Source organism: Bifidobacterium porcinum (assembly GCF_055378475.1).
Genome location: NZ_AP029603.1, coordinates 634429 through 659952, shown reverse-complemented (window position 1 = coordinate 659952; position 25524 = coordinate 634429). Strand labels below are relative to the sequence as shown.

The window sequence follows — 25524 nt, the reverse complement described above, 5'->3', positions numbered from 1 at the left end:
GTCATCACCATTCCACACTCGGCAGCACATCGTCGGCGATATCGGAGTACCCCTGCTCGTTGTCGGCGAGATACTGCTCCCAAGCCTTCTTATCCCAGATTTCTGCGCGCGTGCCCACGCCGATTACGACGATATCGCCGCCAAGCTTGGCGTAATCGCGCAACATTTGCGGCACCAGCACCCTGCCTTGCTTGTCAGGGGTCTGATCGACGGCACCGGAAAGCAGAACACGCAGATATTCGCGCGCGGCCTTGTTACCCAATGACGTGTGCTGGATCTGCATGGCGACACGGCGGAATTCGGCCTGCGGGAACAGGTACACGCAGCGTTCCTGACCACGGGCCATAATCAGGCCCGGGCCGAGCTGGGTGCGGAACTTCGCGGGGAGCGCCATACGGCCTTTCGCGTCGATTTTCGGGGTGTACGTGCCCAAAAGCATGACTTCGCCGCTGTCTGCGGGCATGGGTGCGGCAGGTGAAGCCGAGTTGAGGGCGGGGGCGGGGGCGGAGACGAAGACGGGGCTGGTGGCGGACTGCGGCAGGGCCGCCTGCGGCTGCGTTTGCATGGTGCCTAGCGACTGCTGCGGGTACACAGCTTGCGGCTGCTGGATCAACGGCTGGCCGGCCATGGTTTGAGGCATGGCGACGTATTGCTGGGACTGCTGCTGGGCATAGGAGGCCGGGAACTGGGCGGGCGGCATGGACTGCTGGGTCGCGGCATACTGCCGCGGTGCGGCCTGCTGCGGCTGTGGGACGGCTTGGGATGGCTGAGCCGTCTGGGACTGCTGCGGCATGCCAGCATAAGGGGTCATCGATTGATAGCCCTGAACTTGATATGCCGACGCAGACGACTGCTGGGCAGGCGGCATTTGCACGGCTGGCGATTGCGGCGCAGCAGTCTGCGGCTGGGGTTGCTGAAGGAAGGCGGGCGGGACTTGCGACGCGGGATAACCGTTGGAAACATTTGCTGCAGCCGCGTCTGCGGCACCATTAGCGACACCGTTGATAGCGCTGGCTGGGGTGGTGGGTTGAGGCCAGTCCGATGAAGGCTGTGGAGTCGCCGAGGTTTGGCCGAGTGGCGGAATTTGGCCGGAAGTCTGGGATTCGGAGGGGGTCACCGGCTTGTCATCATCGCGCTGTTCTGCCATTGGACCCACCTCCTTTTTGATCATGTTGTTTCGCGTCGCCACAGCTGACTCACCACTCTACCCCACAATTCACCAATTTTCCCCATCACGACACAAAAAACTCACGATATCGCACTCAAACCGTTGTCATCATTCGAAAACCGGTTCGACACAGGCGTTTCGCTCGAAAATCCGCCGATTCCCCGCTCGCCCCCATCGCGCTCAGATTGTCGCCCGACAAGCTTTTCCCACACCAATCCCATATCTATGGTGATGCAATCACCATTTTTCCTGCATATATTACGGATTGTGATAGGGATTGATGCTATTGTGGTGAACTATCCCTAAAAAATCGCCTGTATCGCCCATCTCTAAATGCAAGTCACCAGCCATGCGAAAGGAAATAATGCGGGTCGCACAGCAAGCGCATAACGCAGAGCGCGCCAACTGATCGCCTCAACCGCGCCGATGTCCCCACCGTGCGACCGCCAAGTCGCACGGCAGGCAGATAACCCACTAATTGAAACCAGCTAGGCGCTTCACCTCCCCACGGTGCGATTGCAGAGTCGCACGCCGGGCAGATACACCCACAATCTGTCCAGCAAAGCGTCCCAACTCGTCATCATGTGGGGATTCACTCACACAACGCAGCTCGACGCGCCCCCACGCGCCAGAGGCGGAGCCACGAAACGCAGCACCGGCGGCGGCACACCCCCATGTCGAAACCCGCACATCAGCAATCCGACGCACCCGACTGTTCGCCGCCCCACCAGCAACATCAAGCCCAGCTGAGAATCAGCGACAACAGGGGACAACGCAGGAACAACGCAGGAACAACGTAGAAGCCTCGCGCTACACTGGAATGCCTGAATTGCAGCACCCGAAATGCAGAAACGGAACAGCATGACGACATACTCCTCCCAGCTTCACGAGGAACAGCAGGCGGTCACCCGCGCCTACAATCGGCTTGACGCACTGCGTGACCAAGCCCGGCAGCGTCTGGCGAAAGTACGTGCCGCGGGGTCGCACGGCTCGCCGACCCAGCGCACCGAACGTGATTCCTTCGCCACCATGTACGAGGATCGGCTGATGCAGCTGCGCGCAGTCGAGGATCGTCTGGTGTTCGGTCGTCTTGACGACGTGCACGGCAAACGCCGGTACATCGGCAGGATCGGCCTGTCCAGCGCCGACCATGAACCTATTCTCACCGATTGGCGTGCCGAAGCCGCCCGACCGTTCTATGAGGCGACCCCGTCGCATCATGGCGATATCGTCATGCGACGCCATATCACACTTCATTTCCGCGAGGTCGTCGGGGTTGAGGACGAGGTGCTCGACGTACACGCCGATCAGGTCGGTAAAGCCTCCGACGCCGGCACACTGACCGGCGAGGGCGCGCTACTCGCGTCGCTCAACTCGAAGCGTACCGGCAAGATGACCGATATCGTCGCCACCATTCAGGCGGAACAGGATCGCATCATCCGCGCGCCGCTCGACCGTGTGGTCATTGTTCAGGGCGGACCGGGAACCGGCAAAACCGCTGTCGCGCTGCATCGCGCCGCATATCTGCTGTATACGCACCGTCGCAGACTCGCCAATTCCGGCGTCCTGGTCATCGGCCCGAGCACAAGCTTCCTGCATTACATCGATCAGGTGCTCCCCTCGCTCGGCGAGACCGGCGTGGTCAGCCGCACCATCGCCGACCTCATCCCCGGTGTCGTCGCGACACACGAGGATGACGCGAGAGCCGCCATGCTGAAAGGCGATTATCGCATGCGCCACGCGATCGAGCATGCAGTTGCTGCGCGTGAACGCGTTCCACAACGATTGCCTGTCGTTACGCTCAACGGTTTCAAAGTGCCCATGCTCCGTACGGATATTGAACAGGCGATCGCCGACGCGAAACGTACACGCCAGCCACACAACAAGGCGCGTGAAACCTTCGTGCGCAGCATGCTCAGCGCGTTGCGCAACCGGTACGTCGAGCAACTCGATTATCAGCCGAATCAGGCAGAACTGTCCGACATCGTCTCGCAGTTGCGCATGAACGACCAGATCCGAATTACCCTGAACAAAGCGTGGCTGCCGATGACCGGCGAATGGCTGATCGATCAGATGTTCGCCAAGCCGCACCAGCTGCGCGCATATGCCCCATGGCTGACGGACAACGATATCCGCATTCTTACCAGGCCGAAAGGCTCGCCGCTGACCCGTTCCGACATCCCTCTGCTCGACGAGGCGTTGGAGCTGCTCGGGCCCGACCCCCGCCAAGCCGCACGGCAGGCGACGCAGGACGCCAAGCGAGCCGAAGAGGAACAGTTCGCCCGCGATACGCTCGCACAGGCCGGCATCGGCACAGGTATCGTCACTTCGCAAATGCTGCTTGACAATATCAACGGCGGCGACGACGAACTCATCGCCCAGCATGCGGCAGCCGACCGAGAATGGACTTACGGGCATATCGTCGTCGATGAGGCGCAGGAACTGACCGCCATGGATTGGCGGATGCTCATCAGACGCTGTCCGTCGCGTTCGTTCACAATCGTCGGAGATGTCGCGCAAACCTCTGCACTCGGCGGCACACGCTCGTGGGCGAAAACCATGGATCGGCTGTTCGGGCCTGATCATTGGGATCTCAACGAATTGACCATCGATTACCGCAATCCGCAGGAAGTCTCCGACTTGGCCTCTGAGTTCGCTCAGCGAGAGGGCCTGTATGTCTCGACGGTCAAGGCCGTTCGGCATGTGGATGATTCCGTCCGGCGCGTTCTTGTGCACACCGATGCTGAGCTCAACGCAGATGTCGCCTCGCGCACACTCAGCCTGGTCAAGGAATTCATCAGCGATGACGGCACCGGACGCATCGCGGTCATCTGCTCCCCCGAGCGGCTTCCCGCCATGCAATCGACGGTCGACGACACGTTGCGCGATGGACTGCCTGAAGATCGCTACAAGCGACTTGCGGAGCAGAGCAGTTGGGATCGACAGGTCATGGTGTGCACCACCGAGGAAGTCAAAGGCTTGGAATTCGATGCGGTCATTGTCGTCGAGCCCGGAGAGATTGAACAGACCGCACCTTCACGACTTGTTGCCGCTGCGGATTTGTACGTGGCGATGACCCGTCCGACACAACGTCTGCTTATAGTGCGGACAGAGGATGACGAACATCAATTGATGATTTAAGGTAGTAGTATGCCCAAAGCATTGTTATTAGAGAATATTCATCCGTTCGCGGCGCAATCGCTGCGAGACCACGGTTTTGAAGTGGAAACGCTCACGGGCGCTCTGAGCGAGGATGAGCTCATCGACGCGCTCGAAGGTGTTGATCTGCTGGGCATTCGCTCCAAGACGAATGTCACTCGCAAGGTGATCGACGCCCGTCCCAACCTGACCGCGATCGGCTGCTTCTGCATCGGCACCAACCAGGTCGATCTCGACTACGCGGGCAAGCGCGGCATCGCCGTGTTCAACGCGCCGTATTCGAATACCCGTTCCGTGGTGGAACTGGTCATCTGCGATATCATCTGCCTGATGCGCCGCATCCCCGCGCACACGCACCATATGAAGCACGGTGTGTGGGACAAGTCCGCCAGTGGTTCCCACGAAGTGCGCGGCAAGACGCTTGGCATCATCGGCTATGGCAATATCGGCTCCCAGCTTTCGGTTCTCGCCGAGGCCATGGGCATGCGCGTCCTGTTCTATGATCTTGAGGAGAAGCTCGCGATGGGCAACGCCAAGCGCATGTCGAGTCTCAATGAGCTCCTTGAGCAGTCCGATGCCGTGACGCTGCATGTGGACGGGCGCAAGTCGAACACTGGCTTCTTCGGCGAGGAACAGTTCTCCCACATGAAGCAGGGCGCTATTTTCATCAACCTGTCTCGCGGTTTTGTTGCGGATTTGGACGCGCTCAAGCGCCATCTGGATTCCGGGCATATCTCCGGGGCGGCCGTTGACGTGTTCCCGGTCGAGCCTAAGAAGAGCGGCGATGCGTTCACCACGCCGCTGGCTGACGAGGACAATATGATCCTGACACCGCATATCGGCGGCTCCACGCTCGAAGCTCAGGAATCCATCGGCCATTTCGTGTCGCAGCGTCTGGAAGACTACTGGTTCAAGGGTTCCGCAGCGCTGTCCGTGAACTTCCCGCAGCTCAACCTCGGCAACAACCGCGGCGTCGCACGTATCGCGCATCTTCACGCCAATCTGCCTGGCGTGCTGGGCAAGATGAACCACATCCTCGGCGAGGAGAACATCAACATCTCTGCACAGTCCCTCGGCACCGAAGGTGAGTTGGGATATGTGGTCACCGATGTCGCCGAAGTCCCCGACCAAGCGACTATTGACGCGCTGAGCCATATCGAAGGCACGATTCGTATGCGCGTCCTCACCGACGGCAACACTGCAGAGGATACTGAACGCTGACACTCGTGACGCGTTTTATTGATGCGAGTGCGTTCGTAGGCGCGTTTCAGATAGCTGTATTCAGCTGATATCACAACCGGTCAGGTTCCTAGGGTGCCTGACCGGTTTCTTATGTGGGTCTGTGTCATCGCATGTCGACATGTCACATCTGATTGAGAACAGCGAGATGCGAGCCTTCCACGAAATCAACCATGTCAATCACCGACACATGGTCAGTGAACGCCGTTGAGTTCCTTAGCTTTGCTGGCGTTCAGCTCATCAATGGCATGCTGGAAGTCCTGCAGGTTTTCAAAGTTCTGATACACGCTGGCGAATCTCATGTACGCGACTTCATCCAAATCGCGTAACGGTTTGAGAATCGCTTTGCCCACCTCGTCGGATTTGACCGTTGCCAGGCCGCGGGACCGCAAATCTTCCTCAACCCGCTGACCGAGCATCTTGAGCTGATCCTCGTCAATCGGCCTACCCTGGCAGGCTTTGCGCACACCGTTGACCACCTTGTTGCGGTCGAACGGCTCCACATTGCCCGAACGTTTCTGTACCAGAAGCATTGTGGTTTCCACCGTAGTGAAACGCCTGCCGCATTTGAGGCATTCACGACGACGACGAATGGAATGACCGTCCTCGTTGATACGGGTGTCGACCACCTTGGTTTCAGGATTCTGGCAAAACGGGCAATGCATACCTCCAACCATAGTCGACAGCCCCAACTTGCCGTTCCCACTTGTAAACCAGTGGCCGGTATCAACGCGAACCAGCCGACCATCGTCAGTCAATGGGCACCACAATTGATTCCCCCGGTTTGAGACCAGTGGATTGCATGTTGTTGAGTCTGACGATTTCATCAACCTTCTGGTTCACGTCACCGCCAGCAGGAGTCACCTCCTGCGCATACTGCCACAAGGTATCCCCCGCCTGCACTTGATAGGTTACGGTTTGCACCGGGGTTGCCGATTCCGCAGTCCGCGGTTCTAGCATACTCCACCCGAACACCACCGCAATCGCCAGCAAGGCGACAATCAAACCTTTCGACAGCACAGACCGGCTGCTCGCTGCAGCGATCGCGGACGCTCGCGCAGTTCCACGTCGATGCAGCACACCAACCCCCTCGCCTGGGCGCGTATGGACAGCGCGATAGCCAACAGAACGCATCCCCATATACTCCTGAGCTCGCATACCTCTCCACCTTTCCCGTGCGTTATGCCTCATGCGCATGTCTAATCTGCAATACCAGCCATGCGCATGTGCCAGCTGCCTTGCAACCCGCGACGCCATACGGCTACGCTGCGATCACTCGCAATACGTTCGAACATATGTTCTATCGAACAGGTGTTCTAATTATGACACGGACATTCGAAGTTGACAAGTGGCGTGTCGAACATTTGTTTGATTTTTCCCGCGGGCTCGGTTATGCTAGTGGAGAACGAAAGGATTTGATGTGGGCACCATCGCATTCCCGTCTAGGCATGATGACGAGCACAGCCAGCAATCATTGGCGTTGAGCAACCGCCAGCGCCAAGTGCTGGACGCCATTCGCTCCCATGTCGCCAAACACGGCTATGCCCCGTCATTCCGGGAAATCGGTGATTTGGTGGGGTTGAAAAGCCCGTCGTCGGTCAAGCATCAGCTGCAGGTTCTTGCCGACCGCGGCTATATCCGCATCGGCGCCAAAAAAGGCCGTGCCATCGAGCTTGTCGAGGATCAGCCCACTACAACACCATCCGTTCCGCCCAAATCCATACATCAACAGGCAGCGCAGATTTTTCCCTTCCCCACGGCGGCAACATCCACGAACGATCAGGAATCCATTCTTGAGTCGCGCGACGTGCCCCTTGTGGGCAGGATTGCAGCAGGCACTCCGATTACCGCTCAGCAGCACATCGAAGATGTCATGAGGCTCCCGGAACGGCTCACCGGCACGGGTAATCTCTTCATGCTCGAAGTCCACGGGGATTCCATGGTGGACGCGGCCATCTGCGACGGCGATTTCGTGGTGGTACGCGAACAGCAAAACGCCGAAAACGGGGACATCGTCGCGGCACTGCTCGATGACGAAGCCACCGTAAAAACCTTCCGCAAGGAGCACGGTCACGTGTGGCTCATCCCTCACAACCCTGCATACTCCCCCATCGATGGCACCCATGCACAAATCATGGGCAAAGTAGTCACCGTTCTGCGCAAAATCTAAGTCTTGCCGGTGGTGTCGCACGTCGCAGTCATCTGTCGCGACGTCATGCAACACACCAGTCGCACAACAGGCAGATAACCGCCGAGCACACCGGCGCGGGATGACCAATCATCCCGGCGTACGACTCAATCCTCGCGCATTCCCTCAAATGGGCGCGTCACCATCAGCTCAATCAGCTGCGTCACCAACCCCAACACCATCACCGCTGTCACCCTCATCTTCCGGCGCATCATGCAGATGTTCCGCGCGAGTCGCCTCGCACCCGGCCGGCTCAAGCTGGAAGGTCGTATGCGGAATTGACACCGGGAAATGCTCGCGCAGACAGCTTTGCAACTGAGCCAGAATCTGCGCCCCCTGCGCCATCGACAGCCCCGGATCGACCACCACATGCGCCATCAGCACCGGCATACCGGTCGACACCGTACTCGCATGCAGGTCATGCACAGCCACCACATGCGGCACGCGCTCCATATGCGCGCGAACCTCATCGAGATCCAGCCCCTCCGGCGTCTCCTCCAACAGCACGCGCACCGCCTTACGCAGCAGCAGCACCGCACGCGGAATCATCATCAACGCGATGATGCCGCCCGCAATCGCATCAAAGCCGCCCCAACCCGTGCATTGCAGCACGATCGCAGAAACAATAACCGCAACCGACCCCAGGGCATCATTGACCACCTCGAGAAAGGCCGCGCGCATATTCATGTTGTCATCGCTGTTCCCGTGAAGAATGACAATCGAACCGATATTCGCTGCCAAACCCAATACGCCCATGAACAGCAGCAGCCCGACACTGCGCACACCGTCATCTGCTCCGCCGAACAGGCGCATCCCCGCCTCGACAAGCGCATAGACCCCGACGAACAGCAACACCAACGCACCGAGCGCCGCAGTGATGACCTCCAGCCGCGCCCACCCCCATGTCCGGGTGTTGCTGGGCTTGCGCCGCATCAGCATCGCCGTCACCGCCGAGGCGACCAGTACTGAAAGATCAGTGAGCATATGCCCGGCATCCACCAGCAACGCCAGCGATCCGGTCAATGCCGCGCTAATCACTTCGGCGATGAACACAGTCGATGTCAGCGCCAGCGACATGGTCAGCCTGCGCTGATGCTCCTTGCTACTTCCCGCTTTTCGGTAGGCTCCTTCACCGTGCGTCATCGCGTACTCTCCTTGGGTATTCCGCGGCCATACTTGCACATAGGCCGTGCGCCTTGCCGCCAGCGCCTTGCCGCCTGCGTATAGGCACTGCGCACTGCCACCTGCGCATTGTCGAAACCGCTTCTCATTACCATTCTCATCCATGCAGATACGACGAAACCCCGGCGTAACGGCCGGGGTTTCCTTGTTGTTCCGAGTGTACCGGGTATGGTGTCACGACATCAAGTCAGTCACGGCGCCATACGGCTCGCGAACGTATCAGAAGCCGAACTTCGCAGCGGTCTCGCGCAGCGTCTCCGCGGACTTCTTGAGCTCCTGGAGCTCATGGTCGGACAGCGGGGTGTTGATGCGGGAGTTCACGCCCTGACGGTTCAGCAGGGTCGGCACGGACATGCACACGTCGGAGATGCCGTGGAAGTCGGTGAGCATGGAGGACACCGGCAGGATGCGGTTGGTGTCGCGCAGCACAGCCTCGATGATATCCACGCCGGACATGGCGATCGCGTAGTTGGTCGCACCCTTGCCCTGGATGATCTTGTAGGCAGCGTTCTTGACTTCCTGATGGATTTCCTCGCGCTTGGCAGCGTCGAGCGGCTCATGGCCCGGCAGCGGCTGCCAATCGCACATCGGGACGCCACCGATGGTGGCGGAAGCCCACAGCGGGACTTCGGAATCGCCGTGTTCGCCGGCGATGTACGCGTGCACGTTCTTCACGTTCACGCCGGTCTGCTGCGCGATCAGGAAGCGCAGACGAGCGGAATCAAGGTTCGTGCCGGAACCGAACATCTGGTTGGCCGGCAGGCCGGACAGCTTCATGGACACGTGGGTGACGACATCCACCGGGTTCGTGATGAGCATATAAATCGCGTTCGGGGCGACCTTCACCACGTTCGGGATGATGGACTTCATGATGTTGATGGTCGCGCCTGCAAGATCGAGGCGGGACTGGCCCGGCTTCTGGCGAGCGCCCGCGGTGATGACGACCATGTCGGCGTCACGGCAGATCTCAACATCGTCGGAACCGTCGATGGAGACGGTCGGATAGAAGCTGGAGCCGTGCTGCATGTCGAGCACCTCGGCCTCGACACGCTCCTTGGCGATGTCCTCGAGAACGATTTCGCGCGCAACGCCACGCTGGGCGGCCGCGAAGGCAAGCGTTGAGCCGACAGCGCCGGCACCGATGATAGCGAGCTTCGTGGGCTTTACAGCTGAATTCACCATTTGCTACTTCTCCTTGGCAATGACCCGATTGTGACGGGCTTCATTCAGTAACATCTCCACTCTAGTGGCTCTCCGTGACGTTTGCGCAGGGAAAACGCCTTGACGTCGGGCCAAGGGAAGGAAAAATATGAGAGCGTTCACAATGAAGTGGTATCAAGTATTGCAGTCGTTCAGCGGTTATTCATCGACGGCGGCATCGACCACCTGGGCGGCAAGCTGGCTGTCAACCTGCGCTTCGATCATCATGCCATCCCCGCGGTACTCGATGGAGTCCATCTGACCGTATTCACGGATTTTCGAGACGAGAGACCCGGCTGTGTACGGCAGCAACGCGCTGACATGCACATCGGGTACCGGCAGAAGCGCCTCGACCGCCTCACGCAACGCGTCGATGCCTTCCCCGGTGAACGCGGATACGAGGTGTGCCTCGGGAGCGAGCGCCGCAAGACGCTCACGGGTCGCCTGATCCGCCCGGTCGATTTTGTTGAATACCAGGATGCGCGGGATGCTTTCGGTGCCGTTGATATCGGCGAGGATGGCATTGACCGCGTCGATCTGGGCGAACGGGTCCGGGTGTGAGGCGTCGACCACGTGCACGATGACATCGGCGTCGGCGACTTCCTCGAGCGTGGATTTGAATGCCTCGACCAGCTGCGTGGGCAGACGACGGACGAATCCGACGGTGTCCACGTAGGCGTATTGGCGGCCGTCCTTCGCGCTCGCGCGTCGCACCGCGGTGTCAAGCGTGGCGAACAGCGCGTTCTCCACCAGCTCTCGCGAGCCGGTCAGCCGGTTGGTCAATGATGATTTGCCGGCGTTGGTATACCCGACCACGGCGACCGTGGGCAGACCGAAGCGACGCCTCGACCCGCGCTTGACATCGCGCGCGGGGGCCATGTGAGCGATCTGTTTACGTAATTTGGCGATCCGGTTGCGGATGACACGGCGGTCCATTTCGATTTTCGTCTCGCCGGGGCCACGCGAGCCGATACCCGCGTCGGCGCCCGCCGCACGACCACCCGCCTGACGGGACAGCGACCCGCCCCAACCGCGCAATCGCGGCAGCATGTATTGCAATTGGGCGAGCTCGACTTGCGCCTTGCCTTCGCGGCTGGTCGCATGCTGGGCGAAGATGTCCAAAATCACGGCCGTGCGATCGACGACCTTGACTTTTGTCGCATCCTCCAAGGCTCGCCGCTGACTCGGCGGCAAGTCATCGTCGACGATGATGGTATCGGCTTCGTCACGCGCGACAACACCCGCGATTTCCTTGGCCTTGCCGGAACCCACATAAGTCGCAGAATCCGGGCGCAGACGGTGTTGCAAGAGGCCGTCGCACACCTGGGCGCCGGCGGTTTCGGCGAGTGCTGCGAGCTCGCGCAACGATTCCTCGGCCTGTGCCTGGGTGGTTTTCGCGCTCGACCACACGCCGACGAGCACCACGCGTTCGAGACGCACCTTGCGGTATTCGACTTCGGTGACATCCTGCAATTCGCCGAGACCGGCGACTCGTTTGAGTTCGTTGCGCGCCTCGCGTTCGCGCCACTCCTGGTCTTCGTGGGCGTAGGGGTGGGCCGCGGCATCGTCAAGCAGGACCTCGGAATGTTCGGACAGCACGTCCTCGTCTTGGGCAGGGGCGGATTGGCCTTTCCCGGATTGGACAGATTGGTTCACAGTACCGTCCGAATCATGCTCCGCCGTACCTTGGCTTCCTGCCTGTTGCGATGTCATACCAGCCGCACTCCCCTGATGTTCCTGGCTTGTCTGGCTGGCCTGGGTTTCCCGGTTGTCTTCAGCGTCGTCCGTACGTGCGAAAGCTGTCGTGGTGATGGCGGTTCCTTCTTCTCGCACCGCCGAATCGGCGGCACGACCGACGGTATCTTCCTAGTATCAACTATTGTCTTTATTATCAACATGTTGGACGACAACACCAAGCCGGTTCCGCCGTCAGCGACAGGCGAGCACGCCGGCGCGACCAACGGACGTTTGCAGGAAGAACACAAGGATATGGCAGTATCGAAAGCACATCATGGCGCCGAAGAGCGTGACACCAAACAGAAGAACGGCACACGCTCCGCGCAGAAACAGGGCACAGGCGACGAGCAGTATTTCACGGCGAACCCCCAATCGGCCGACGTCAGGCGCGAACGCAAGGTGACCTTGCGCGGCTACGATGCCACGGTCCAGACATCCAACGGCGTGTTCTCAGGCAATCGCGTCGATCTGGGTACGTCCGTGCTGCTGCGCCATGCGCCCATGCCGCCGCAGCAAGGCATCGGGCTCGATCTGGGGTGCGGCTGGGGGCCAATCGCACTCGCTTTGGGCTTCGAATCCCCCAACCTTGACATCTGGGCGATCGACATCAACGAACGCGCAGTCGATCTGACCGCGGAAAACGCGAAATCCAACGGTTTGGAGCATGTGCACGCCGTCACGTCCGACGCCGTGCCCGCCGACCTGACCTTCGACGTGATCTGGTCCAACCCGCCGATCCGCATCGGCAAAGACGCGTTGCACGAGCTGCTCATGGCCTGGCTGCCGCGACTCAACCCAGGCGGCGCCGCGTATCTGGTGGTGCAGAAGAACCTCGGCTCCGATTCACTCATCCCCTGGCTCGCCCAAGCGCTCGGCGACGGCTATTCGGTCAGCAAATACGCCAGTTCCAAGGGGTATCGCGTCATCGAGGTGCTGCGTCAGGCATGAAGTTCACATATCCAAAGGAACTGCCGATTTCCGCGGCGCATGACGAAATCATCGACGCGGTGAAACGCTCGCAGGTCGTCATCGTCTCCGGTCAAACCGGATCGGGCAAAACCACGCAGATCCCGAAAATGCTGCTGGAAATGGGCCGTGGCACGCATGGTCACCAGATTGTGCACACGCAGCCGCGCCGACTTGCCGCGCGAACAGTCGCCGAACGCATCGCCTTGGAAATGGGAACGAAACTCGGCGATGAAATCGGCTACCAGGTGCGGTTCACCGACGAGAGCTCCCCTAATACCAGACTGCGCGTGGTCACCGACGGCATCTTGCTCGCGCAGATTCAGCGCGACCCACAGCTGAGCCGCTACGACACCATCGTGATTGACGAGGCGCACGAACGCAGTCTCAACATCGACTTCCTGCTCGGCTATCTGACCGCGCTGCTGCCCAAACGCCATGATTTGAAGCTCGTGATCACTTCGGCGACCATCGATTCGGAGAAGTTCCGCGATCATTTCGAGCACGCGTTGCACACCAAGGTGCCGGTCATCGAAGTTTCCGGGCGCACCTATCCTGTGCAGATCGTCTACGAGCCCTTGGGATCACTGCCGGCTCTCATGAATCATGTGCCCGGCTTCCCCAATCCGCGCAATCCCGCAATCGGCGGGGACGACGGGCGCGGCGGCAACAATGGCAACAGCGACGATGACCAGACCGATGTGCCGACCGCCGTGGCGCGCGCCTGCGCCGAACTGGTCATCCGTTCCAGCCATGAGCACGGACCGCGGGACATCCTCGTCTTCGCATCCGGCGAGCGCGATATCCATGATTTCGAAAACGCCCTGCATCATCATTTCGGTCCGCGCACAGCGGATATGCGCCGCCCCGACGCGATCGAGATCATGCCGCTGTTCGCCAGGTTGTCCGCCAAGGAACAGCACAAGGTGTTCGAACCGCACACCCATCAACGCATTGTCATCGCTACGAATGTGGCGGAAACATCGCTGACCGTGCCGGGAATCCGCTATGTCGTCGATCCGGGCACCGCACGTATCTCACGGTATTCGAAAACGGCGAAAGTGCAGCGTCTGCCGATTGAACCGATTTCGCAGGCGAGCGCCGACCAGCGTTCCGGCCGATGCGGGCGTGTAGCCGACGGCATCGCGATTCGCCTGTATTCGAACGAGGATTACCAGACGCGGCCGCGGTTCACCGAGCCTGAAATCCTGCGTACGTCGCTGGGCGCGGTGGTGCTGCACATGCTGTCGGTCGGCGTGGCGCACACGGTCGATGACATCACGCATTTCGGCTTCATCGACCCGCCGGATGTGCGTTCCGTATCCGACGGATTCAACGAGCTGACCGAACTCAAGGCCGTCAGCCATAAACACGGCGAAGTCAAACTGACCCGCATCGGCCGACAACTGTCCCATATCCCAATCGACATCAGGCTCGGGCGCATGGTCATCGAAGCGGCCACCCGCACCACGCCGAACACGCTTGCCGCTGTGCTGGTCGTCGTCGCATTCCTCAGCTTGCAAGACCCAAGGGAGCGACCCGAAGACAAACGCGAGGAAGCTGACCGGATTCACAATCGGTATGCTGACCCGACCAGTGATTTCCTCACCGCGCTCAATATTTGGGACCGCGTGTTCCAAGTGGACGGCGAGCCAGGCAACAATGCGCTGCGTCGCATCTGCAAAGCCGAGTATTTCAGCTTCCTGCGCATGCGGCAGTGGAAAGACCTGGTCGCGCAACTGTCCCAGATGTGCCGCGAACTGAAATTCCGCGTGGGCGAGCCACAGCCGATCTCCCGGCCGGGGCTTGACATCCGCAATCTGCCGATGAACCAGCAGGCCGCGCACTCCATGTGCTGCACGTGGGACGCGCAAGGCATTCACCAATCAATGCTCGCCGGGCTGCTGTCCATGATGGGCATGCAGGTGGTGCGCGAGCCGAAAGCTTCGGATTTCGCCGGTCTCAAGGGGGCGGCCAAAGCCCGGGCGATGAAACGCGCGCAGAAAACCGCGAAAAACGACTATCAGGGCGCCCGCGGCACACGTTTCGCGCTGTTCCCCGCGTCCGCGGTCGCGAAAACCACTCCCCCGTGGGTGATGAGCACGGAACTGGTGGAAACCTCACGCCTGTGGGCGCGGTATTCCGCCGCAATCGACCCGGCATGGGCGGAACCTCTGGCCGGCTCGCTCACCCGCGTCACCTACGCCGAGCCGCATTGGTCCGGCTCACGCGGATCGGCGGTAGCGCAATCGAAAGTCCTGCTATATGGGCTGCCGATTGTGCAGGACCGTCCTGTGCAATGGGGGCGCATCAACCCGCCCGAAGCACGTGATTTCCTGCTGAGGCAAGGCTTGGTCGAAGGCGATATCCAGCAGCGCTTCCCATATGACGGCTTCATCGAACGCAACCGGGACATCCTTGAGGATGCCGCGCAGGATGCCGACCGCACCCGGCAAGTCGCCGACACGGTCAGCGATGAGGATCTGTTCGACTTCTACAATGCCGTCATCCCCGCGGATATCACGAGTGTCGCTGATCTGGCGAAATGGTGGAAGGGCGAACACGACAAGCAGCCGCACCTGCTGGATTTCGACCCGGAGAACGTCGAGCGGCTCCAGCAATCCGGCAGCGTCAGCATGGACGACTACCCGGAATACTGGCATACGCTCGGCACCGACGGCACGCCGATCGACCTGCGGCTGAGCTACAAGTACGAGCCGGGCGCCCCGGACGACGGTGTGACCGTGCACATCCCCATCAAGGAACTGTCACGGTTGACGCCTGAACAGTTCACATGGAACGTGCCCGGTCTGCTTGACGAACTGCTGCTCGGCATGATCAAATCCCTGCCGAAGGCGCTGCGCGTCCAGTTCGTGCCCGCCCCCGACACCGCGCGGGCAATCCGCGAGGCGATTGACGAACGATACCCGGATTTGCCCGGATCCGGGGAAATGGGGCATCCGAACCTGCCTGATGATGATCTGCAAGAAAGCGCGAGGGAAGGTTCGCCAGTTAGCTCACAGGTGGCCGGAGCCGGCGCATGGCCGGATATCATCCACGCGTTCACCGCGGCAGCGATTTCGACAGTCGGCGCGCAGATTCACCCGGAGGTCTATACCGACAAGCAAATCAGCAAACTCGCCCCCTACCTGAGGATGACCTTCAGCATCGAACAGCCACTGCCGCAAGCCAAATCCCAACATCGGCACGGCAATGGGCATAGGCATGGCGGACGGCAGGCCGTCAAAGTACTCGGTACCGGCAAATCCCTGGTCGGACTGCAACGGCAGTTCGCGCAGCTCGCCGCCGCATCCGCGCGCAAAGTCGTACAACGACAGGCGAAAGCCGCCGAGGCGCAAGGGAAAATCGTCCAACAGGCAAATCTGCTGCACAAAGCGGGGGCAACTACCAAACCGCGCGCCGACATTCTGTGGGCAGGCGCACTGGACTCCCTACGCCTGCCGTCGGAACGTATTTCCTCACGGTGGCTGGGTGCCGAAGCGCTCATGCTGGCAAGCGCGCCATACCGTTCCACCGCCGATCTGGTCGAGGATTTGCAGCTCGCCGCTGTCAAGCGACTGCTGCCGCGTGTGGACAAGCTGCCGGACGATGAGGCGCTCGCCCAAGCGGTCAGCGGGGTGTCGGAAGTGTTCGAGGATACCGTGTATGCGGTTGTACATGATGTGATTGCGATTCTCAAGCGGTACGCCGAAGTGGACAAGGCAGTGTCCGGCAAGGCCGACCTGCCGATGCTCTCGGTGCTGCAATCGGTGCGTGAGCATATCGCCACGCTCGTGTTCCCCGGGTTCATCGGGGCAGCTCCCCCGGATGCGTTGCCGAATATCGAACGGTATCTGCACGCTGATCTGATGCGGCTTGCCAAAGCAAAGACTGATAAGAATCGGGACGTGCGCTGGGCATGGCAGGCCGATGAAGCGCGCGGACTCGTGGACAAGGCGATGGAACGCGCAAAGGCCGAGCCGGCCGGACCGCGTCACGAGCAGCTGCTGGGCAAGGCGACCCAAGCCCGGTGGATGCTCGAGGAGTTCTACGTGTCCCTGTGGGCGCAGGAGCTGGGCACGGCGAAACCGGTGAGCATCCAGCGAATCCGCAAGGTGCTCGCGTAGGCAGGTTGCAGTGCTTAGTTGTGGCACTCACCAGTACGCTGCAGGAAGGTTCTGCAAGTTGTCGTGCGCTGTGTGCCCGGACATACGCAACACGCACCATCGCCAATCGTTGTCTTCGTGTGCGGCGGCATCCGGCATATCCCGTATGCTGCCGCATACGTAGGTTGTATATGCGGGTCAACGATTGGCATCGTTCAGCCGTCAATCTCTCCGATTCGACATGTTACGTATGGCACGACATACGCGACGCGCGGCATTGTCCCCCAAACGACTACCATCCACAGCCAACCTGCACATTCCGTATGCAACAATACACATGCAACAACAACCCGCCGTCCTCCACGACCGGACATCATGATATCCGGCAACGCATGTATGCGGCAACATACACGAGATGTCAACCCCCGTCCTCCACGCCCGGGCATCACGACATCCGTCAAGATACGCATGCCGCGACATACACGGTTTGTCGGTTCACCAACTCACGGGCCCAGGCATCGCTGCGTCCGGCAAGTTCTGTATTTCGTCACATGCATCATCTGAACAATCGCTGGCGTTGTGCGAGCCAATCCTCACACAACGCCATATGACCGGCCCGGCGATCTTGCCGTCGAAGCCGCCCTCCTACGAGCGCGGATTGCCAAACCAGCCGGTGTAGATGATCGAGAAGTTGCGGTTGCCGTACGCCGAGCAGGAGTCGCCCTCCCCCGCTCCGGCTGCGAGCGCCGCCGTGTTCGGCTGATAAGGCGTGTAGATGTACAGCAACGCGGTCGCCTTGTTCTCGATGTACACCTGGCTGCCCCCGCAACTGGCGTTCGGATTGTATTGGATGTAGTTCATGCTGCCGACATGGTATCCGTACGTATCCTCATGCTGCAAATAGTACTTGTAGCGTTTCGCCGACCCATACACTTGCCGGAAGAACCCAGCGTACTGCGGGTCGCAGCTCGCGTCGTCCGGGCAGCTCAAGCCCATCGCGGCTTTGAACTGGAAGGCGGTCGTACTGGTCGCGGTAACCAGATGCTGCTCCTTCTGCAGCACGGTGAGCAGCACTTTTGGACTGACTCCGCAGGCTTTCGCCGATTTGCTGATGATCGCGGCAGCGGTTTCGCCTTGCGCCCCTTGGTACGCCTCGCATTCGCTGCCGGCGGGCTCGTTCTCGCTATCAAACGTCATGACGCGCAGACATTGGCTTCCCGTGCATGATGCGCCTTCCTTATCGAGAAACGCTTGGATTTCCGCTTGGCTCATGGCATTGCCGTTGAAGAACTGTCCATCGGAGATGATGTTGCCGGGGTTGAATCCGTACTTTTCCGCGGTTTGATTCTGCCGGTATTGGGCGATGGCGATTTCCGTCCGCCATTGCACGACGCGAATCAGCCCCATGACCAGTGCCATCGCGCAGATAATCGCTACCATGGTTTCCAGCACAATCAGACACCGTTTGCCGGGATTCGCTTTCTTCCATGCCTTGCGATACCGGGTTTGCAATTGTCGTAGTGTTTTCGAGAACGATGAGGCTTTCCGACCACCGCCGCGCGGGGACGAGGCACGCGACGACGACCCCGTTGACGATGACCCACGCGAGGACGAAGCGCGTGACGACGCCCCTCGCGCATACTTGGCACGTCCCGCGGATTGTGCGCTGGAGCCGGCACGCCGTCCGGAACCACCGGTACGCCGTCCACAGTCGCGTCCTGCGGATGGTTTCACCGCATGTCCCGATTTCGGCTTGCTCGAAGATGTCGAGGCTTCCGCCTTCGTCTCCGTGTTCGTCGTGCTACCCAATGTCGTCGATGCTCCCGGCTTTATCGTTTCTGCTGATGCTGTTGATTCCATCGCATCCGTCGTATCCGCAGGTTCTGCCATCATATCTATGTCCTCCGATGACGCGGGGCACGATGCCTAACATTCCAATCCTCGCCGCATGTTGCTAAAAATCGGCTCTTCCGCACGATAGCGAACGTCGCCATCCCCGGTACCAGGGTCGTTGCGCCCTCATCATGCCGGGCGTTCAAGGTCATCGCTGTCATCACTGTCATTGTAAGGCGTGACCGGCCTGACAGGCTCAACTATCGCCGAACTGCTACGCTCCGAGCTCCGCGCGCGTCGGGTGTAGCCCGCTAACCGTCAAGGCGGCGAGCAGCGCGAACACCGCACCGAAGGGTCCAAGCCAAGTCAATCCAAACTCATCGTTGACGACACCGCCAACTGCTGACCCGAGCGCGATACCGATGTTGAACGACATGGAATTCAATGATGCCGCGAGATTCATCGATCCCGGATGGGCTCGGGCTGCGACGTCCATGTACAGCACCTGGGATGCGGAATTTTGCAGATACATAAACAGGCCCAGCACGATGAGCAGCAACGCCCCTGTGACCGGCAGAAGCTTTGCGAACGCGAGCAAACACAGCAGAACCGCCTGCATCAGGTAGATGGGCCGGATGCGAGCGAGAGGCGCCACACCGGTCCCACGATTGGCGAGCCTGCCACTGTACAGATTACTGCACAGACACGCCGCACCGAATACCATCAGGCCGATGCTGACAAAGCGCTGGGGAATCCCGATTTCGTCGCGCAGAATCGGGGTCAGATACGTATAGAACACATAGCTTGCCGCCGCCCCGAACAGCACCGCAAACACGCCCAGCCGGATACGACGATCGACAAACAAACGGAATTGCGGCAGAAAACCGATGGTCATCGGATGGCTGTTGCGCGGCAACACGAGGACCATGGCGAACATGAGCGCAACGGTCAGCACGACAATCAGCGCGAATGCGGCTCGCCATCCGAATGTTCCCGCGACCCACGTGCCCACAGGTACGCCGGCGACCGAGGCAATCGAGAAACCGGAGAACACCCATGCGATGAACCGGGTGCGATTCGCGGCGCTGGATACATCCGGCGCGTACGTCATGGATACGGCGACTGTGGTACCTGCCACGAGGGCAATCATGATGCGTGCGATGAGCAGAATCGGATAGTTCGGCGCGACCATGCACAGGATGTTGCCGACGAGGAAGACCGCGACCAACATCATATGCGTGGCGAAACGCGGGAAGCGCGCCGAAAGCGCCGAGCCGATCGGCGTGGCCGGGGCGTAGGCGACCGCGAACAAGGAGACGAGGTTGCCTACGGTGACTTCACTGATGTTCAATCCGCGTGCGATTTGCGGCAAGATACCAACCATGATGAATTCGCTGAGCCCCAGCATGAAACTCAGGGCGACCAGGGTGACGACCGCGGGCGTAAAGAACCGCTGGCGTCGGACGACGGTATCTCCACTGCCATGACTGTGAGGCTGACCGATCTGATGCCTTTGATCGCTCGTCGCGTTCTGCGTGTCTTGTGGCGTCAGCGCGCCCTGCGGTGTCTGCGTGTCTTGTGGAATGCCTGTCGTCGTGCTTTGCCTGTGTGTTTCGGCCATGCGTCGCGTTCCTCCTGTACGACCCGTCCGGCCGCCCATCCCAGTGAACCACCGGGTATGCCCGAGCACCGACCCTCTGGCGCGTCAGCCAGCCGACGACACCCGTCCACCGCTCTCTAACGCCAAACCCACAAACCGTCTACGCAAAACCGCCCACCAGCATAACCAGTTTGTACGGGAAATTGTGCAGGAGGCACGGCACACTACAGAACACACTACAAACACCACATAGATACGCCAAAGCCCCGCTGCGATTGACGCAAGCGGGGCTGACGGTACTGCATGCGCTGCCCGAAACGCCGATTAGGCAGCGCGGACAGCCGGGGTTACAGGCGCTGCAAGTACTTGCCGAGCTCGTACGGCGTCACCTGACGGCGGTACTCCTCCCATTCCTGATGCTTGTTGCGCAGGAAGTATTCGAAGGCGTGCTCGCCCAAGACACCGGCCACAAAATCGGACTTCTCCATAATCTTCAGCGCCTCGTCGAGCGATTCCGGCAACGGCTGGATGCCCATCGCCTTGCGCTCAGCATCGGTGAGCTCCCACACGTCGTCGCTGGTCGGCTCACCCAAGGTCATCTGCTGTTCGATGCCGTCAAGACCGGCCGCAAGCAGCACGGAGAACGCGAGATACGGGTTGACCGCCGGGTCGAGCGCGCGGAATTCCATACGCGCGGAATTGCCCTTGCCTGGCTTGTACTGTGGGATGCGCAGCAGCGCGGACCGGTTGTTGTGTCCCCAGCAGATGTAGCTCGGCGCTTCCGCCCCACCCCACAGACGCTTGTACGAGTTGACGTACTGGTCGGTGACCGCGCAAATCTCCGCCGCATGGTACAGGATGCCAGCGGCGAACTGGCGCGCGATAAGCGACATGTTGAACTCCTGGCCTGCCTCGTAGAAGGCGTTGGAATCGCCCTCGAACAGGCTCAGATGCGTGTGCATACCGGAACCCGGCTGGTCGGCGAGCGGCTTGGGCATAAAGCTCGCGTGAATGCCACGCTCGAGGGAAATCTCTTTGACCACGGTGCGGAAAGTCATGATGTTGTCCGCGGTGGTCAACGCGTCGGCATACCGCAGGTCGATCTCGTTCTGGCCTGGACCGGCCTCATGATGCGAGTATTCAACGGAAATGCCCATCTGCTCGAGCATGTTGACGGTCGCGCGGCGGAAATCCATCCCTGGGCTGCGCGGCACGTGGTCGAAGTACCCGCCTTCGTCGATGGGTGTAGGGGCCTTGGACCAATCCTCCTGGTTTTCGAACAGGTAGAACTCAATTTCCGGGTGCACGTAGAAGGTGAAGCCCTTCTCTTTGGCTTTGGCGAGCGCCTGCTTGAGCACGTGCCGCGGATCGCCGAGCGACGGTTCGCCGTCCGGGGTGAGGATGTCGCAGAACATGCGTGCGGTGCCTTGCGGGCCGCCACGCCACGGCAGAATCTGGAAGGTGGACGGATCAGGTTTGACGATCATGTCGTCCTCGGAAACACGCGTCATGCCTTCAATCGACGAACCGTCGAAGCCAAGCCCTTCCTCGAACGCCGCTTCGAGTTCGGCGGGAGCGATGGCCACTGATTTCAGTGTTCCCAATACATCCGTAAACCAAAGTCGGATGAAGCGCACGTCTCGTTCTTCAACCGTGCGCAGGGCGAACTCTTGCTGTTTATCCATAGTCCTCATCGTCCCATCGAAATATTACGGACATGCTACACGGTTGCGATATTCCCGTGAGCATGCCGCGTTTTGCGTTGTGTTTCGTGTGTTGACCCGCTGATTTCGCAGGTCTTCGTTGACCTTGGCGGATTCCTGTTGCGAAGCGCACGACCGTGTCGGCCGGCGGTCGAGGCTGATTGATTCGGCTGCCCCGACCGCCGACTACCGTCAACGCGCCACTTCGAGCGCTTCTTCGAGGGTGAACGCACGCGCGTATAGCGATTTGCCGAGAATCGCCGCATCCACGCCGAGCGGCGCGAGCTCCTTGATGGCGCGCAGGTCGTCGAGGCTGCTGATGCCGCCGGATGCAGTGACATGCGCGTCGGTGCGCTCGGCGACCTCACGAAGCAGGGTCAGGTTCGGCCCGCTCATCATGCCGTCGCGTGCCACATCGGTGACGACGTAACGCGAGCATCCGACGGAGTCGAGGAACTTCATGGTTTCGAACAGGTCACCGCCCTCTTTGACCCAGCCGCGCGCGGCGAGCGTATGCCCTCGCACGTCGAGGCCGACGGCAACCCGATCGCCGTACTTCTTGATGACCGAAGCGGTCCAATCGGGGTTCTCGAGCGCTGCGGTGCCGATGTTCACGCGCGCGGCACCGGCGTCAAGCGCTGCTTTCAAGCTGTCGTCGTCACGTACACCGCCGCTCATCTCGATATTGACTTTCTCGCCCAGCTCCTTGACGATCGCGCTGAGCTGGTCACGGTTGTTCCCGGTGCCGAATGCGGCATCAAGGTCAACGAGGTGAATCCACTGCGCACCGGATTCCACCCAGGTACGGGCGGCTTCGAGCGGACTGCCGTAATCGGTTTCCGAGCCGGATTCGCCTTGGCGCAGACGGACCGCCTTGCCATCGCGCACGTCTACTGCCGGGAGAAGGGTGAGTGCCATATTGCCCTCGATTCTGCGGGTGTCCCGCTGTCAGTGCCGGAATACCGGCTGTTTCGGATGATGTTTCGTATGCATTGCGCGGATGCTGTGTCCGGGTGTGTTCCTCTGACAGTCGCAAAATGCGGCGGCCTGTGTCGCGGCAATGGCCAGCGCTGGCCTGCGATATCTTGCGATGGTCTGTCACAGTGTGAACCGCCACTGCTTAGACTGCCACTGCCCGAATCGCTTAGAAGGTCGAAACCCAGTTGCGCAACAGCTGTGCGCCCGCTTCGGCGGATTTCTCCGGGTGGAACTGGGTGGCGAACAGCGGTCCGCGCTCATAGGCCGCCACAAACCTGCTGCGCCCATACGTGCACCACGTCACCTTCTGCTCTTCCCCACCGAAATCAATGTCCTCGGTGCCGTTTTCCACAGGCTGAGCGTCCATCGCCGCGTAGGAATGCACGAAGTAGAACCGCTCCCCAGTCAGTCCGCGCAACAGCACGGAGCCTTGCGGCGCCTCGATGGTGTCCCATCCCATATGGGGGACCACATCGGCGTCCAGCAGGTTCACATCCCCGTGAATCAAGCCCAAGCCGTCCGCCGGCTTGCCGAGCTCATTGCCATGGTCGAACATGATCTGTTCGCCGACGCACACGCCGAGCACCGGACGCCCGGCGCGCAAACGATCGTAGACGACGCGGTCACCGCCGACCTTGCGCAGACTATCCACGCAAGCACCGAACGCCCCGACGCCGGGGACGACAAGACCGTCGGCCTCAATAGCCTGACGATGGTCCGACGTGAGGGTCACATCAAGACCGAGATTGGCGAGTGCGCGCACCATGGAGCGCACATTGCCGAAACCGTAGTCAAAGACCACTACCGATGTCATCGTTGTCCTTCCTTTCGTCGGGGGCCTGCATGTGTGCGGCCCGCCGTCCGGTGTTCGTGGACGTTTCCACGGTACTGCGGGATTGTTACCGTGTTCCCGTCTCGCGTACGCCTTGGATGCGGCGTTACGAGATGGATGAATTGCCGCGCCCGAATCTGGTATGCTTCGCGAGCACCGCCAAAGCCCCATCATGATCGAGATCGGCGGAATCGAAGCTTTTGCGGTCGGAGAGGATATCCTCAAGCGGGGTAATGCCGAGCATCAGATCCTCAACGAACGGAGCCGCGGAGGCGAATAGAATCGGCGGCGCGAACTGCTCCCCCGCCTGACCTTGCAGGAACAGCGTGGCTTCGAGCTTGTCCGCGCGGTTGACCGTGAGAATCGCCGGCATGCCGGACACCACGGTTGTCAAATCCTTGGCTGCTGCTTCCGGACTGTCACCGTCAAGGTTGTGCAGGACGGCGACGGCGCCTTGCGGGTCGTCGATGCAGACGGCGCTGATATCGCTGAGCTGGCAGAATGCGGCAAGCAGCTCAGCCGAGGTCAGACGGGTGATGATAGCCGCCGCCTTGGCCTTGTTGCCGAGCAACCCCTGCAACTCGTCGTCGAAGCTTGCTTCGATGGATTGCTGGGTTTCCGGCTGATCCGAGGACTCTCCGGTACCGTCGCCGGCAAACAGCGTGTCGTCCTGGCCGAGGCCTGAATCCGGACCTTGGGAATCCTGGTTCTGGGATGCCTGCGACTGGTCAAATTCTCGCTCGAAATCAGCCATCGCGGCATCAAGGTCAGCGTCGTTGAAATGCAGACCGTCATCGTTGCCAGAGTTGCCAGAGTTCCCGGAATCACCGAAATTCCCGGATTCGTCGGCACCGCCGGACAGACCGGAATCGTCGCGATCGCCGGGGGTCGTCATATCGTCGGCCATCACAGGGCTCCCTTGGTGCTGGGGATGCCGTCGACGCGCGGATCGGGCTCGATGGCGAACCGCAGCGCGCGGGCAACCGCCTTGAATTCGGCTTCCGCGATATGATGCGGGTCACGGCCGGCGAGCAGTTGCAGGTGCAAGCAGATGCCGGCGTGCAACGCGATGGATTCCATGACGTGGCGAACGAGCGAGCCGGTGAAATGTCCGCCGATCATGCAGTATTCGAAGCCTTCCGGCTCTCCGGAGCACACCACGTACGGACGGCCGGAGATGTCGATAACGGCCTTGGCGAGCGCCTCGTCCAGCGGAACAGTGGCATCGGCGAACCTGCGGATGCCACGCTTGTCGCCGAGCGCCTGACGCAGGGCCTCTCCGAAGACGATTGCGGTGTCTTCGACCGTGTGATGCACGTCGATGTCGGTGTCGCCGCTCGCCTTGATGTTCAGGTCGATAAGCGAATGCTTGCCGAGCGCGGTCATCATATGGTTGTAGAAGGGCACCGACGTGTCGATCTGGGTTTTGCCCGTGCCATCAAGGTTCAGCGACAGGTCGATGGTCGACTCGCTGGTCTTACGCACGATGTGGGCTGTACGTGCCATGTTTCCTCCTCAGTTCCGGCCTGCGGAAACAGACCGGATGTACGGCTTTCCGTCATGCTCGTTGGCTTGTTGACTCGCTGGCTCGCTGGCTCGCGGGCTTGATTACGAAAACCGTACCGATAGGCTT

The 25524-nt window shown here is 60.5% G+C and carries 19 protein-coding genes; 6 read left to right on the top strand and 13 right to left on the bottom strand.

The genetic code is table 11. The features are described 5' to 3' along the window. Nucleotides 1–4 precede the first annotated feature (4 nt). On the bottom strand, nt 5–700 hold the full coding sequence (gene mraZ, locus ACZ41G_RS02395; RefSeq protein ID WP_464146192.1) for a division/cell wall cluster transcriptional repressor MraZ: 696 nt from the start codon (nt 698–700) through the stop codon (nt 5–7). Between the two features lie 1329 nt (nt 701–2029). Between mraZ and ACZ41G_RS02390 the strand changes: the two genes are divergently transcribed. Together ACZ41G_RS02390 and serA are read left to right on the top strand one after the other, a co-directional pair. After that, nucleotides 2030–4309, top strand: a complete 2280-nt coding sequence (locus ACZ41G_RS02390; RefSeq protein ID WP_441481609.1) for a HelD family protein — start codon at nt 2030–2032, stop codon at nt 4307–4309. A gap of 9 nt (nt 4310–4318) precedes the next feature. Continuing rightward, the gene (gene serA, locus ACZ41G_RS02385) at nt 4319–5548 is read left to right on the top strand and encodes a phosphoglycerate dehydrogenase (RefSeq protein WP_412171242.1); all 1230 of its coding nucleotides are present in this window, start codon (nt 4319–4321) and stop codon (nt 5546–5548) included. Between the two features lie 212 nt (nt 5549–5760). On the opposite strand, the gene nrdR is transcribed toward serA, so the two are convergent. Together nrdR and ACZ41G_RS02375 are read right to left on the bottom strand one after the other, a co-directional pair. Continuing rightward, nucleotides 5761–6231 (bottom strand): transcriptional regulator NrdR, encoded by a 471-nt coding sequence (nrdR, locus tag ACZ41G_RS02380; RefSeq protein ID WP_015450129.1) that lies wholly within the window; start codon nt 6229–6231, stop codon nt 5761–5763. 85 nt (nt 6232–6316) lie between these two features. Next, on the bottom strand, nt 6317–6586 hold the full coding sequence (locus ACZ41G_RS02375; protein WP_464145728.1) for a LysM peptidoglycan-binding domain-containing protein: 270 nt from the start codon (nt 6584–6586) through the stop codon (nt 6317–6319). Nucleotides 6587–6986: 400 nt separating this feature from the next. On the opposite strand from ACZ41G_RS02375, the gene lexA reads away from it, so the two are divergent. Next, complete coding sequence (lexA, locus tag ACZ41G_RS02370) at nt 6987–7736, top strand: transcriptional repressor LexA (RefSeq protein ID WP_033505082.1); 750 nt, start codon at nt 6987–6989, stop codon at nt 7734–7736. Between the two features lie 168 nt (nt 7737–7904). On the opposite strand, the gene ACZ41G_RS02365 is transcribed toward lexA, so the two are convergent. The 3 genes from ACZ41G_RS02365 to hflX all read right to left on the bottom strand — a co-directional run bounded on the left by ACZ41G_RS02365 (nt 7905) and on the right by hflX (nt 11849). Then, nucleotides 7905–8897: a cation diffusion facilitator family transporter gene (locus tag ACZ41G_RS02365; protein WP_464145725.1), complete on the bottom strand. Its 993-nt coding sequence runs from the start codon at nt 8895–8897 to the stop codon at nt 7905–7907. A gap of 258 nt (nt 8898–9155) precedes the next feature. After that, on the bottom strand, nt 9156–10118 hold the full coding sequence (locus tag ACZ41G_RS02360) for an L-lactate dehydrogenase (RefSeq protein WP_029575654.1): 963 nt from the start codon (nt 10116–10118) through the stop codon (nt 9156–9158). A 177-nt stretch (nt 10119–10295) separates the two neighbouring features. Beyond that, nucleotides 10296–11849 carry a GTPase HflX gene (hflX, locus tag ACZ41G_RS02355; RefSeq protein ID WP_464146190.1) on the bottom strand — a complete coding sequence of 518 codons (1554 nt, stop codon included), beginning with the start codon at nt 11847–11849 and terminating at the stop codon, nt 10296–10298. A gap of 276 nt (nt 11850–12125) precedes the next feature. On the opposite strand from hflX, the gene ACZ41G_RS02350 reads away from it, so the two are divergent. Together ACZ41G_RS02350 and ACZ41G_RS02345 are read left to right on the top strand one after the other, a co-directional pair. After that, nucleotides 12126–12821: a class I SAM-dependent methyltransferase gene (locus ACZ41G_RS02350; protein ID WP_464146188.1), complete on the top strand. Its 696-nt coding sequence runs from the start codon at nt 12126–12128 to the stop codon at nt 12819–12821. Then, nucleotides 12818–16966: a DUF3418 domain-containing protein gene (locus ACZ41G_RS02345; protein WP_464145723.1), complete on the top strand. Its 4149-nt coding sequence runs from the start codon at nt 12818–12820 to the stop codon at nt 16964–16966. Before ACZ41G_RS02350 ends, ACZ41G_RS02345 begins: the two co-directional genes overlap by 4 nt. Nucleotides 16967–17590: 624 nt before the next feature. Here ACZ41G_RS02345 and ACZ41G_RS02340 read toward each other — a convergent pair. After that, a complete protein-coding gene (locus ACZ41G_RS02340) occupies nt 17591–18385 on the bottom strand; it encodes a hemagglutinin (RefSeq protein ID WP_464145721.1) in 795 nt (264 codons plus the stop codon). On the opposite strand from ACZ41G_RS02340, the gene ACZ41G_RS02335 reads away from it, so the two are divergent. Beyond that, entirely contained in the window at nt 18384–18875 is a 492-nt protein-coding gene (locus tag ACZ41G_RS02335; RefSeq protein WP_464145719.1) for a hypothetical protein, read from the top strand. The two genes, ACZ41G_RS02340 and ACZ41G_RS02335, sit on opposite strands and share 2 nt — an antisense overlap. A gap of 177 nt (nt 18876–19052) precedes the next feature. On the opposite strand, the gene ACZ41G_RS02330 is transcribed toward ACZ41G_RS02335, so the two are convergent. From ACZ41G_RS02330 to hisB, 6 genes are all read right to left on the bottom strand, one after another. Beyond that, nucleotides 19053–20186, bottom strand: coding sequence for an MFS transporter (locus tag ACZ41G_RS02330; protein WP_464146186.1), 1134 nt, complete (start codon nt 20184–20186; stop codon nt 19053–19055). A gap of 539 nt (nt 20187–20725) precedes the next feature. Next, nucleotides 20726–22063, bottom strand: a complete 1338-nt coding sequence (gene glnA / locus ACZ41G_RS02325) for a type I glutamate--ammonia ligase (protein ID WP_015450119.1) — start codon at nt 22061–22063, stop codon at nt 20726–20728. 210 nt (nt 22064–22273) lie between these two features. Beyond that, nucleotides 22274–22999 (bottom strand): bifunctional 1-(5-phosphoribosyl)-5-((5-phosphoribosylamino)methylideneamino)imidazole-4-carboxamide isomerase/phosphoribosylanthranilate isomerase PriA, encoded by a 726-nt coding sequence (gene priA, locus ACZ41G_RS02320; protein WP_015450118.1) that lies wholly within the window; start codon nt 22997–22999, stop codon nt 22274–22276. 226 nt (nt 23000–23225) lie between these two features. Then, nucleotides 23226–23873, bottom strand: coding sequence for an imidazole glycerol phosphate synthase subunit HisH (gene hisH, locus ACZ41G_RS02315; protein WP_464145716.1), 648 nt, complete (start codon nt 23871–23873; stop codon nt 23226–23228). Nucleotides 23874–23997: 124 nt separating this feature from the next. Continuing rightward, nucleotides 23998–24798, bottom strand: a complete 801-nt coding sequence (locus ACZ41G_RS02310; RefSeq protein ID WP_321046935.1) for a hypothetical protein — start codon at nt 24796–24798, stop codon at nt 23998–24000. Beyond that, complete coding sequence (gene hisB / locus ACZ41G_RS02305) at nt 24798–25397, bottom strand: imidazoleglycerol-phosphate dehydratase HisB (protein WP_015450115.1); 600 nt, start codon at nt 25395–25397, stop codon at nt 24798–24800. Before hisB ends, ACZ41G_RS02310 begins: the two co-directional genes overlap by 1 nt. Nucleotides 25398–25524 lie beyond the last annotated feature (127 nt).